The sequence below is a fragment of the Vibrio sp. bablab_jr001 genome, from assembly GCF_016464285.1.
GTDB lineage: Bacteria > Pseudomonadota > Gammaproteobacteria > Enterobacterales > Vibrionaceae > Vibrio > Vibrio fluvialis.
Genome location: NZ_JACDWZ010000049.1, coordinates 1 through 12,236 on the forward strand (window position 1 = coordinate 1; position 12,236 = coordinate 12,236).

Here is a 12,236-nt window from a genome sequence, read left to right on the forward strand (position 1 = left end):
CCGAATTTTAAGAATTTGCTTGGCGACCATAGCGTTTTGGACCCACCTGATTCCATTCCGAACTCAGAAGTGAAACGAAACAGCGTCGATGGTAGTGTGGGGTCTCCCCATGTGAGAGTAGAACATCGCCAGGCTTTAATATCGTTTTCAGATATCCATATAAAGTGAATAGTCTGAAAACACAGCTAAATATCCAGCATCGTAAGTATAAGACTCGATTTTTAGTGACAATTTGTGGAGAGATGGCTGAGTGGTTGAAAGCACCGGTCTTGAAAACCGGCGTACGTTAATAGCGTACCTAGGGTTCAAATCCCTATCTCTCCGCCACTATTAAAAAACCCGCTGAGCAATCAGCGGGTTTTTTGCTATTTATCATGATGAAAATACATCGTAAAAAAGCCGCGGTGATTGCGGCTATAACGTTCAGTCAACGATACTGCGTTTGGATGACACCACTCGCCACAACGCTCTGACCAACGGATCATCGAGCTGTGAACGCTTACAGCACACTCCGAGTTTGAATGGCTTGATCGGTGAAAAGGAGAGGCGTTGTACTTTCTCTCGCACTGGGCTGTTGTTGATCACCACATCCGGCGCAATTCCGACACCACATCCCAGAGCGACCATACTGACGATCGCTTCATGGCCCGCGATCTGTGCATAGATGCTGGGCTTAATCTTCATCTTTTTAAACCAAGCGTTGGCGCGATCCCGCGCGGTCCCGGCTTCAGGAACAATAAAGGGTACTTGCGTCCAGTCTGGGTGCTCTTTTTGTATTTCTTCGACAAAGCTACTGATACCAATAGGTGCGATCACTGACAATGGGATTTCGCTGATCGTTTCAAATTCAACTCGGGATGGCAGACTTTCTGGCATCGCGGAAATCGCTATGTCCGCTTCGTCGTTAAGAATTTTATCGATCGCTTGTGCTGGGTCGCCAGTCAGCAGTTTGAATTCAATATAAGGGTGTTTGAGGCGAAAAGCATTGAGCAGTTCAGGTAAGTGGCTGTAGCTGGCGGTGACGGAACAGAACAGACGAATCTCTCCTTTTAGCTCTGCTTCCTGATCGTTGAGTTGCGACTGAAACTGGCGCCACTCATTGATCATGCGCATCGCGACTGGGAGTAACTTGCTGCCCGCTGGTGTCAGCTCGACGCTGCGGTTGTCGCGGACAAACAGGACGTGACCAATCTCTTCTTCCAGTTTCTGTACCTGGCGGCTGAGCGCCGAGGGACTGACGTGCATCGCGGTGGCGGTTTTGCTGAAATTCATACTGTCGCAAAGATGGAGAAACAGTTGTAAGGTTTTAATGTTCATGTGCACTCGCATGTTGCATTAATTGCAATAACTAATTGTGAATATATCACTTTAAGCAACTTACTGTCTGTTTTAGTATGAATTCATTCGGTGCAGAGCCACCGACCTGATGGAATAACGATAAAGGAGCACCCTCATGGCTAACTATTTCAATACGCTAAACCTGCGCGAGCAATTAGACCAACTTGGCCGCTGCCGCTTTATGGCACGTGAAGAATTTGCAACAGAAGCAGATTACCTCAAAGGCAAGAAAGTCGTCATCGTAGGTTGTGGTGCTCAAGGTCTGAACCAAGGTCTGAACATGCGTGACTCTGGTCTGGATGTTTCTTATGCTCTGCGCCAAGCAGCCATCGATGAAAAGCGTCAGTCCTACAAGAACGCCAAAGATAACGGCTTTGTGGTTGGCAGCTATGAAGATCTGATCCCACAAGCTGACCTGGTGGTTAACCTGACTCCGGATAAACAGCACTCAAACGTTGTAGAGACGGTTATGCCTCTGATGAAAGAAGGCGCTGCTCTGGGTTACTCACACGGCTTCAACATTGTTGAAGAAGGCATGCAAATTCGTCAAGACCTGACCGTAGTTATGGTGGCACCGAAATGTCCGGGTACTGAGGTTCGTGAAGAGTACAAACGTGGCTTTGGTGTTCCGACACTGATTGCGGTTCACCCAGAAAACGATCCAAAAGGTGAAGGTTGGGATATCGCGAAAGCATGGGCTGCGGCGACGGGGGGTCACCGTGCTGGCTGTCTGGAATCGTCTTTCGTGGCGGAAGTGAAATCTGACCTGATGGGTGAACAGACTATCCTGTGTGGCATGCTGCAAGCGGGTTCTATCGTATGTTACGAGAAAATGATTGCTGACGGTATCGAACCAGGTTACGCAGGTAAACTGCTGCAGTTTGGTTGGGAAACCGTAACTGAAGCGCTGAAGTTCGGCGGCATCACGCACATGATGGATCGCCTGTCTAACCCAGCGAAAATTAAAGCGTTTGAACTGTCTGAGGAGCTGAAAGATCTGCTGCGTCCTCTGTATAACAAACACATGGATGACATCATCTCTGGTCACTTCTCCAGCACGATGATGGCAGACTGGGCGAACGATGACGTGAACCTACTGGGCTGGCGTGCAGAAACGGCGGAAACGGCGTTTGAAAACTACCCGGCAACGGATGTGAAGATTGCTGAACAAGAATACTTTGATAACGGCATTCTGATGATCGCGATGGTTCGCGCTGGGGTTGAACTGGCATTTGAAGCAATGACCGCATCAGGCATCATTGACGAGTCTGCGTACTATGAATCACTGCATGAACTGCCGCTGATCGCTAATACCATCGCTCGTAAGCGTTTGTACGAAATGAACGTGGTTATCTCTGATACTGCTGAGTACGGTAACTACCTATTCGCTAACGTAGCGACTCCGCTACTGCGCGAAAAATTCATGCCGAACGTGGGTACTGACGTGATTGGTAAAGGTCTGGGCGAAACATCTAATCAGGTGGACAATGCCGCTCTGATCGAAGTGAACAGCATCATCCGTAATCACCCAGTGGAATACATCGGTGAAGAACTGCGTGGCTACATGAAAGACATGAAGCGCATCGCGGTAGGTGATTAATCACTCGGCTTAAAAGAATTACAAAAGCAAACACAACAACATAAAAAAGAAAAAGGGCTTAGTCGCAAGACTAAGCCCTCTATATATTCAATCAACCACCCGCAAAGCAGGGGGCGCTGCTTATTTGTCAGCCAGTTTCGCTTCAAGCTCCGCCAGTTTGGCTTCCATCTCGGTTAGCTTCTGGCGCGTACGCAGCAGAACTTGAGTCTGCACATCGAACTCTTCGCGGCTGACCACGTCCAGTTTGTTCAGTTGTCCCTGAATAACCTGACGTACTTTCTGTTCCACATCCGCCCCCAGGTCTTTCACTGGCTGAGGCATAGATTCGTGAATCTGTTTGGCAATTTGCTCAAGTTTCTTTGGATCAAACATTCGTTCTTCACTCCTATATTTATTCCGCTCATTCTATGCAATTCACCGTGCAATGTCGTTAATTGCGACAATAAAAAAGGCCACCGAAGTGACCTTTTGTGAGTCAGAAACTCTTTATTGGTTTACTTATTCTCAGCCAATTGGCGGTGCGCTGCTTTGGCTTCATCGACACGGGCCAGCTTCTCCAGGTCTTTGTCTTCGACAAACACCGGCAGTGGCTTGTGTTTTTCAGCCAGATAGCTGTAAATCACGGGCAGTACGAACAACGTAAAGATCGTACCGATCGCCAGACCAGCGACGATAACGATACCAATACTGAAGCGCTGCGCCGCACCTGCACCAGTGGCGTACATCAACGGGATCAGACCAGCAATCATCGCGGCTGTGGTCATCAGAATCGGACGCAAACGCACTTTCGCAGCGGCCATTACGGCATCAATGCGGCTGAGCTTATTGTGTAACTGCTCTTCTTTGGCCACTTCGCAGATCAGAATACCGTGTTTAGTGATCAGGCCGACCAGAGTAATCAAACCGACTTGTGAGTAGATGTTCATCGTCGCCATGCCCCAAGCCAGCGCGATCAACGCGCCACAGATGGCGAGTGGTACCGACACCATGATCACGATTGGGTCTTTAAGAGATTCAAACTGAATCGCCAGAACCAGGAAGATGATCGCCAGTGCCAGACCAAACGTCGCGTACAGCGCGCTGCCTTCGGTCACGTACTGACGAGCTTCGCCCATGTAGTCGTGGTTGTAGCCTTTCGGCAGTTTGGTCTCAGCGATGTTTTCAAACCAGTTGATAGCATCACCCATGGCTGTACCCGGTGAAGGCACGGCACCCACTGTCGCCGAGTTCAGCTGGTTGAAGTGTGGCAGTGCGCGTGGCTCTGCAATCACGTCAATGCTGATCAGGCTGCCCAGAGGGACGGCTTTACCATCGGCGCCGCGAACATAGTAGTTGTTCATCGATTCCGGGTTCAGACGCCATTTACGCTCGACCTGTGGGATCACTTCGTACGAGCGACCGTTCAGGTCGATACGGTTGACGTAACCGTCCGCCATCATAGTTCCCAACGTGACACCGATATCCTGCATGGTGACGCCATACGCACCCGCTTTGTCTTTATCGATGTTGATTTTCATCGTTGCGGAATCGTAGTTCAGGTCCAGGTTCGAATACACGAACAGTGGGCTACTCTGCACTTCGGTCAGCACGTCGGTCGCAATGGTAAACAGGCTCTCAAACGCATTCGGAGTGGTAATGACAAACTGGATTGGCAGACCCGAACCCGCACCTGGCAATTCAGGCATCTGGAATGCGGTTACGGCCATACCCGGAATGTCTTTCACCAAGTTACCCACGCGTGTGGTCACTTCTGCCTGGCTTGCTTCACGCTGGCTCCAAGGGACCATCGAAGCGATACCAAATGCCTGGTTGGAATCCGGCACCCCGGTAAAGACCTGCGCAAATTGCACTTCTGGCTGATCGGACAGAATCTTGTTCACGTCCGCCATGGTGTTAGACAGGTAATCCAGGTTCGCGTTAGAAGGACCGGTACCGAGCAGCATGACCACGCCTTTATCTTCCGACGGTGCCAATTCACTTGGGATGAACTTGAACAGTACCGGCAGGCTGCCAAATACGATGATTGCAAACGCAATCACCACCGGACGATGTTGCATGACCGCGCCAAGCATTTTCTCGTAACGGTTGGTCATCTTATCCAGTACGTGGTGTACTTTCTGTTCAAAGCGATTGGGTTTTTCATTCGCTTTGAGCATTTTTGAACACATCATTGGCGACAGCGTCAGGGCGATGATGCCGGACACAAACACCGAACCCGCCAGCGTGAGGGCAAACTCTTTAAACAGCGAGCCGGTAATACCGCCCATCAGCGCGATTGGCGCGTATACCGCACCCAGCGTCAGCGTCATCGCGATAACCGGAACCGCGATTTCACGCGTACCAATGATGGCGGCACGGAATGGTGATTCACCCTCTTTAATATGACGGTCAACGTTTTCCAGTACCACGATCGCATCATCCACCACCAGACCGATGGCGAGTACCATCGCCAGCAGCGTCATCAGGTTCCAGGAGAAACCCATTGCCTGCATCACCATCGCGACACCAATCAGCGACAGCGGAATGGTGACGATAGGAATGATAACGGCGCGGAACGAACCAAGGAACAGCGTGATCACCACCAGTACGATCACGGCCGCTTCGACGATGGTTTTGATGACCTCGTGAATCGATTCGTTGATCGCTACCGTCGAGTCATACATCACGTTCATCGAGATGTTGCTTGGCATGTTGCGTTTCAGTTCCGGCAAAATGTCGAGCACATCTTTCGCGATGTTGATCGGGTTAGCACTTGGTGCGGCGTTAATCGCTGCAACCACCGCTTCCTGACCGTTCGCACTCGCGCGGTAGGTATCGTGGCTCTTGGCCAGAGTTACGTTGGCGATGTCGCTCAGGCGAGTGACACTACCATTTTCGTTTTTCACCACCAGATTTTTCAGTTCATCGACGTTCGATACCTGAGTATCCGCGCTGCCGTTAAACAGCACGAATTCGCCTACCGCCTGACCAGTGGCCGACTGGTAGTTGTTCGCGCTCAGTACGCCCATGACATCGGTGGCCGTCAGGTTGAAAGCCGCCATCTTGGCCGGATCCAGCCACACGCGCAGGGCGTATTTCATCCCACCGTAAAGGTCGATGCTGGAAATACCGTTAATCGAGTACAACTGAGGGTTGATCACGCGTTGCAGGTAATCGGTGATCTGGCTTGAGTCCAGTTCATGACTGGTAAAACCGATGTAGAGTACCGCCGTTGTGGAACCGGTTGACATCGTCACCGTCGGGTCTTCCGCTTCTTTTGGAAGCTGAGAGCGCACCGAGTTGGTTTTGGCCAATACATCCGACAACGCCGCATTCGGATCGGTGTTGAGTTTCATGTTGACCGTGATCTTCGAAGTACCCAAAACCGACTGCGATGTCATGTAGTCGATATTGTCCGCCTGAGCAACCGCCTGTTCCAACGGCTGGGTAATAAAGCCTTGAATCAGGTCGGCACTCGCACCGTAGTAGCTGGTGCTGACGGTGATCACCGTATTGGTCATTTCCGGATATTCACTGACCTGCATTTTGAACACGGCCTGCAAACCAAGCAGGGCGATCAAAAAGCTGATCGAAACCGCGAGTACCGGACGTTTAATAAAAACATCAGTAAAGCGCATACGTCCTCCGCTTACAGCATTGGGGTTTCAGCAGGTGGCGTAGTGGCATCACTTTCCACAATGCGAACTTTCGCGCCATTACTTAAACGAACCTGACCAGAGGTCACGACCATATCACCCGGTTTGACACCTTCAAGAATGTGGGCGATATCCTCAGTGCGTTCACCGACTTTCACCACGTGCTGTTGCACGCGTTGCACGCCCTCTTCTTCAGTGACAACAAACACATTGTTACCGTAGAGAGTAAAGGTGATGGCGGTTTGTGGCAGAGTGACCTGGTTGTCCAGTTTCGGCAGAATGATGTTGGCACGCGCGAACATACCGCTGCGCAGTTTACCGTCGCTGTTCGGAATGTCGGCTTGAACCTGAATCAGACCACTTTGCACGCTGACTGCTGGCTCAATCGCGGTGATCGAACCGCGGAATGTGGTTTGCGGGTAAGCATCCACGGCGATGTCGACTTCCTGACCGATGGAAATGCGCGAGATATCTGTTTGTGGCACGGTAAAACGCAAACGCATGACGCTGGTATCTTCCAGGCGCACAATGTCGGTGCCCGGTTGCAGGTACTGACCCAGATACACATTACGAATACCCACTACGCCCGCAAATGGTGCTTTGATTTCACGACGCGCAATCGAGGCTTTCAGGCTCTCAATGTCTGCAGACAGTGAGTAGTAGTTTGCTTCGGCTTCATCGAAAGATTCTTTAGAAATTGAGCCTTTAGTATACAAACCTTTATAACGCTCATATTTGGCTTTGGCGGCCGGCAAACGAGCTTGTGAGCTTTTCAGGTTGGCTTTTTCCACTTCTGAATCCAGCAGCACCAGCGGCTGATCCTGCTGAACTTGCGCGCCTGATTCGAAAGCAATTTTATCGATCACGCCGCTGGTTTCAGTCGTCAGGGTGACGCCTTGATTAGGCTCGATAAAGCCGATCGCTTCAATGACCGGAACCCAGTCCACGGGCTTCACTTCGGTTACCGTCACGGGAAATTCCGCTTCCGGACGATTAGCCATGTATTCAGCAATTTTCTTTTGCTTAAACAGATTGAAACCTATCACGCTGCCAAACAGCAGAATCACGATAAGTATCATGAAGAATGTCCACTTTTTCATTCTCGTGAGAACCCCAAATTAGTGTTGAATGATTGCGTCCCAGCTGGCTTCAATGACGGCTTGCAGTTGGTCATTGTCCAGTTGATACAGCCCCGACACATGTTTTTGTGCCAGAACGACAGTCGTTTCAAAACTTAACGCCGCCAGAATTTGATTATCCAGTGGTTTGAATAAGCCTTGATTTTTACCTTGGTCAAACAGCAAATCGACTTTGGTAAACATTTTCCTCTCAAGTTCCCTGGTATTGCAACCCGTTGTTGTGGGTAGTGATTCATATTGAAGTCGGTTGCAAATCAGATCGCCGTCGGAACTAGCCAAGCTCCAGATGTTCAGCCACATGGTACGAAAGCGCTGTTTCAGCGGCATGTCATCACTGACATTCGCCTGCACAGCCTCCGCAATACGGCGGCTGACATGTAAACGCACTTCCAGGAGCAGATGTTCCTTATCATCAAAGTAGCGATACAACGTTCCCGCTGCGACCCCGGCTTTCTGGGCCAGTTTGTGCATCGATAAACCGCGAAACCCCAGTTCTGCAATCAAGGTTTCCGCTGATTCCATGATCGCCAGACGTTTGTCAGCTTGTTGATCGGGCACAGAAAAACTCCGCGGTGAATGAACGTTCACACATTATAGCTTATAACGCAGGCATTTTTGCAACACACTTGTGCAGTAAAAATGTAAATAATGATTTTTCTTTGGGTGGAAAGCGGCGCCAACGGGCATTATCATTAGCGCCTTGAATACGCAGACCAGAGAGCAATATGAAGCTGAATCCAAGACAAGATGAAGCCGTGAAATACGTATCTGGCCCGTGCCTGGTACTGGCGGGTGCTGGCTCGGGTAAAACCCGGGTGATCACCAATAAAATTGCCTATTTGGTTCAGCAATGCGGCTACAAAGCGCGCAATATTGCCGCGGTAACATTTACCAATAAAGCGGCCCGCGAAATGAAAGAGCGGGTGGGGCAAACATTGGGTAAAGCCGAATCCCGTGGTCTGATGGTGTCAACGTTTCACACGCTGGGGCTCAACATCATTCGCCGTGAATACAAACAGCTGGGCTTGAAAGCCGGCTTCTCGTTGTTTGACGATCAAGACCAGTTGGCGCTGCTTAAAGAGCTGACGGAAAAGCAGCTTGATGGCGACAAAGATTTGCTGCGCCAACTGACGAGCACCATCTCGAATTGGAAGAACGACATGCTGTCGCCCGATCAGGCCAAAGCTCAGGCACTGGGTGAACAGCAGCAGCTATTCGCGTTCTGCTATGAAATGTATCAAAAACAGATGCAGGCTTATAATGCACTGGATTTTGACGATTTGATTTTGATGCCCGTACTCCTGCTGCGCGCCAATGAAGAGGTGCGTCAGCGTTGGCGCAATCGCATTCGCTATTTGCTGGTGGATGAGTATCAGGATACCAACTCCAGCCAGTATGAACTGGTGAAACTGTTGGTGGGTGAGCGTGGCCGTTTGACGGTGGTGGGCGATGATGACCAATCGATTTACTCCTGGCGTGGCGCGAAACCGCAGAACTTGGTGTTGCTCGGTCAGGATTTTCCGAATTTACGCTTAATCAAGCTGGAGCAGAACTACCGTTCAACCAGTCGTATTCTGCGCGCCGCGAACATTCTGATTGCCAACAACCCGCACGTGTACGACAAGTCGCTGTTTTCCGAGATCCCGGATGGCGAAAAACTCAAAGTGATCCTGGCCAACAACGAAGATCATGAGGCGGAAAAAGTCACTGCTGAGATCATCGCGCACAAGTTCCTGAATCGTACTGAGTATCGCGACTACGCCATTTTGTACCGTGGTAACCACCAGTCACGTCTGATTGAGAAATCCTTGATGCAGAACCGGGTGCCTTACAAGCTCTCTGGCGGAACATCATTTTTTGCGCGCGCAGAAATCAAAGACATCATGGCTTACCTGCGGGTGCTGGTGAATCCGGATGACGACAATGCGTTTCTGCGTATCGTCAATACGCCGCGTCGGGAAATCGGTCCGGCGACACTGGAAAAGCTCGGCAGTTACGCCAACATGCGTGGCAAAAGCTTGTTTGAGTGCAGTTTTGAGTTGGGCTTGGAGCAGCACCTTTCCGGTCGCGGTTTGGAGAATTTGCGCCGCTTTACTCAGTGGCTGGTCGCCATTGCTGATAATGCCGAACGGGGTAATACCGTGGACGCGGTACGCTCTCTGGTGCGCGACATCAATTACGAAGACTGGTTGTATGAAACCTCGTCCAGCGCTAAAGCGGCAGAGATGCGGATGAAAAACGTCTCTGACCTGTATTCGTGGATCGTGTCGGATTTGGAAGGCGATAACTATGACCAGGAAGAGAAAACCCTCAAAGAGGTGGTGCAGCGCCTGACATTGCGCGACATGATGGAACGTGGCGAAGAAGACGATGACAGTGATGCGGTACAACTGATGACGCTGCATGCATCCAAAGGTCTGGAGTTTCCTTACGTGTACCTGATTGGGGCGGAAGAGGGCATCTTGCCCCATCAAACCAGCATTGATGAAGACAACGTTGAGGAAGAGCGCCGTCTGATGTACGTAGGCATCACTCGCGCCCAGCGTGAACTGACTTTTATTATGTGTAAAGAGCGTCGCCAGTTTGGTGAGTTACTCAAGCCGACACAAAGCCGCTTTTTGGACGAGCTGCCGTATGATGATGTGGAGTGGGAAATAAAGAAAAAGCCGCTTTCACAGGAAGAGCGTATGGCCAAAGGTCAGGCTCACATTGCCAACATTCGGGCGATGTTCAAGAAATAGCGCCCAATAAAAAAGGCCTGGGATTCCCAAGCCTTTTTTGTGTCCGGTTTGCTTACAAGCCTTCAATCATATGCTCAATGGCTGCAACGATTTCATCGTCTGAACAATCCATACACGTGCCTTTTGGTGGCATCGCGTTAAAGCCATTCAGAGCATGGTTTTTCAGAACATCTTTACCTTGGGCGATACGAGGGCCCCAATCGGCTGCATTACCCGCTTTCGGTGCGCCGTTTACTCCAGATGCATGACAGGCGATACAAAATGTGCCGTAAACTTTAGCGCCATCACGTGGTCCGGTTGGTTCAGCCACAACCGGCTCGCTACCGGCCAGATACACATCACCAACCGGTTTGATGCGCTCGGCAATAGCGTCGTAATCGGCTTGGCTGGTGGCAAAAGCTGCAGTAGAAAAGGTTAGTGCAGCGAACAATACGCTTAAGACTGATCGAGACATATCCATTAAACTCACTTTACATTCCAAAGGTAAGTGCTGCTTACCCAATTATTATTTAGCGTAGGGCGATTTAAATAGCGATCAAGGCTGTTAAATCAATGTAAATATTGGGTGATTATATCCCGATAACTTGTTGCAATAAACAACAAGTTGCGATCTTCAGGGGCTTAGTCACATCCTTTGTGTGGGGTTATTGGCAAGTAACTGACGAAAAAGACGTCAAACGATAAAAAAAGTTGAAAAAGTACTAGACGGCCTAGGGGGATATACGTATTATTCCACTCCGCCGATAGGGCATGCGCCCGTAGCTCAGCTGGATAGAGCGTTGGCCTCCGGAGCCAAAGGTCGAAGGTTCGAATCCTTTCGGGCGCGCCATTTCCCGGAGGAATTATCGGTAAAATTTATAGTGGTGGCTATAGCTCAGTTGGTAGAGTCCCGGATTGTGATTCCGGTTGTCGCGGGTTCGAATCCCGTTAGCCACCCCATTCGTCGGTGAATAGCGCAGTTTGGTAGCGCATCTGGTTTGGGACCAGAGGGTCGGGGGTTCGAATCCCTCTTCACCGACCACTATTTAATAGTTAGGCTTTGATAGCGTGACTAGTTCGGCAAACAGCCGGTTGCACAAATTGATGGTGGCTATAGCTCAGTTGGTAGAGTCCCGGATTGTGATTCCGGTTGTCGCGGGTTCGAATCCCGTTAGCCACCCCATTCTTTTCTAAAGAATAAAAGCTCGGTGAATAGCGCAGTTTGGTAGCGCATCTGGTTTGGGACCAGAGGGTCGGGGGTTCGAATCCCTCTTCACCGACCACCATTCAAAGCCTCGTCAGAAATGACGGGGCTTTTTTGCATTGATGGTTTGGAAGCTGAGTTAGCTTTCATCACACTCAGGTCGTGGGCTGGAGCGCCAGTCCGATCAAATTCCTTTTCACCAGCTATCATTTAAGTCTTCGTCAGAAATGACGTTTTTTGCACTTGTGGTTTGGATTCTGGGCTCGGCTTCATCGCATTTTGGACACGTTTTGGAATGTCTGCAGTCTTCTTCTTCTTCACGGATTCGCATATCACGTTTTATTTCGCTTCGTGCGCGCTCCCGGTGCTTGCCGCGGATCGCCCGCTTGGACTGGGTCGCGATAACGTTCACTCACTATATGTCATGCAGTGAAAAGGTTTTCCTCATCGTAATGGTTTGTATCACTAATGGTTGCTCGGAATCCGGCGGATAAGAGTAATTCTGCTGTATAAACTCAGCCCTTCAGTGGTTAGTTTTTGTCTAGTCATTAAAAGTTGCTGATTATGTGGCTTATTTAACACTTTCTGTTTTTATGCGTT

General features: G+C 50.1%; 8 protein-coding genes, 6 tRNA genes and 1 rRNA gene. 9 read left to right on the forward strand and 6 right to left on the reverse strand.

The genetic code is table 11. From position 1 onward, the window contains the following. Window positions 1-18 precede the first annotated feature (18 nt). Together rrf and JIG40_RS09880 are read left to right on the forward strand one after the other, a co-directional pair. A 5S ribosomal RNA gene (gene rrf, locus JIG40_RS09875) occupies window positions 19-134 on the forward strand. Between the two features lie 102 nt (window positions 135-236). After that, window positions 237-327 (forward strand) — tRNA-Ser (locus tag JIG40_RS09880). A 96-nt stretch (window positions 328-423) separates the two neighbouring features. On the opposite strand, the gene ilvY is transcribed toward JIG40_RS09880, so the two are convergent. After that, on the reverse strand, window positions 424-1,317 hold the full coding sequence (gene ilvY / locus JIG40_RS09885) for an HTH-type transcriptional activator IlvY (protein WP_024374228.1): 894 nt from the start codon (window positions 1,315-1,317) through the stop codon (window positions 424-426). Window positions 1,318-1,453: 136 nt separating this feature from the next. On the opposite strand from ilvY, the gene ilvC reads away from it, so the two are divergent. Further along, on the forward strand, window positions 1,454-2,938 hold the full coding sequence (gene ilvC / locus JIG40_RS09890) for a ketol-acid reductoisomerase (protein WP_199465279.1): 1,485 nt from the start codon (window positions 1,454-1,456) through the stop codon (window positions 2,936-2,938). A 120-nt stretch (window positions 2,939-3,058) separates the two neighbouring features. Here the strand turns inward: ilvC and JIG40_RS09895 are convergent, their stop codons facing one another. The 4 genes from JIG40_RS09895 to JIG40_RS09910 form a co-directional block, all read right to left on the reverse strand. Next, complete coding sequence (locus JIG40_RS09895; RefSeq protein ID WP_024374230.1) at window positions 3,059-3,310, reverse strand: accessory factor UbiK family protein; 252 nt, start codon at window positions 3,308-3,310, stop codon at window positions 3,059-3,061. 122 nt (window positions 3,311-3,432) lie between these two features. Next, on the reverse strand, window positions 3,433-6,555 hold the full coding sequence (locus tag JIG40_RS09900; RefSeq protein WP_020433565.1) for a multidrug efflux RND transporter permease subunit: 3,123 nt from the start codon (window positions 6,553-6,555) through the stop codon (window positions 3,433-3,435). 11 nt (window positions 6,556-6,566) lie between these two features. After that, window positions 6,567-7,673, reverse strand: a complete 1,107-nt coding sequence (locus JIG40_RS09905; protein ID WP_038158047.1) for an efflux RND transporter periplasmic adaptor subunit — start codon at window positions 7,671-7,673, stop codon at window positions 6,567-6,569. Between the two features lie 18 nt (window positions 7,674-7,691). Continuing rightward, window positions 7,692-8,234, reverse strand: a complete 543-nt coding sequence (locus JIG40_RS09910) for a TetR/AcrR family transcriptional regulator (protein ID WP_164076331.1) — start codon at window positions 8,232-8,234, stop codon at window positions 7,692-7,694. Between the two features lie 203 nt (window positions 8,235-8,437). Here JIG40_RS09910 and rep point away from each other — a divergent pair, with 203 nt between their 5' ends. Continuing rightward, a complete protein-coding gene (gene rep / locus JIG40_RS09915) occupies window positions 8,438-10,453 on the forward strand; it encodes a DNA helicase Rep (protein ID WP_024374233.1) in 2,016 nt (671 codons plus the stop codon). A gap of 52 nt (window positions 10,454-10,505) precedes the next feature. On the opposite strand, the gene JIG40_RS09920 is transcribed toward rep, so the two are convergent. Further along, window positions 10,506-10,913 carry a cytochrome c5 family protein gene (locus tag JIG40_RS09920; protein WP_032081990.1) on the reverse strand — a complete coding sequence of 136 codons (408 nt, stop codon included), beginning with the start codon at window positions 10,911-10,913 and terminating at the stop codon, window positions 10,506-10,508. Window positions 10,914-11,205: 292 nt separating this feature from the next. On the opposite strand from JIG40_RS09920, the gene JIG40_RS09925 reads away from it, so the two are divergent. The 5 genes from JIG40_RS09925 (at window position 11,206) to JIG40_RS09945 (ending at window position 11,715) form a co-directional block, all read left to right on the forward strand. Beyond that, window positions 11,206-11,282: transfer RNA gene (locus JIG40_RS09925), tRNA-Arg, on the forward strand. 34 nt (window positions 11,283-11,316) lie between these two features. Beyond that, a tRNA-His gene (locus JIG40_RS09930) sits at window positions 11,317-11,392 on the forward strand. A gap of 5 nt (window positions 11,393-11,397) precedes the next feature. Beyond that, a tRNA-Pro gene (locus JIG40_RS09935) sits at window positions 11,398-11,474 on the forward strand. A 65-nt stretch (window positions 11,475-11,539) separates the two neighbouring features. Further along, window positions 11,540-11,615: transfer RNA gene (locus JIG40_RS09940), tRNA-His, on the forward strand. Between the two features lie 23 nt (window positions 11,616-11,638). After that, window positions 11,639-11,715 (forward strand) — tRNA-Pro (locus JIG40_RS09945). The last annotated feature ends 521 nt before the right edge of the window (window positions 11,716-12,236 follow it).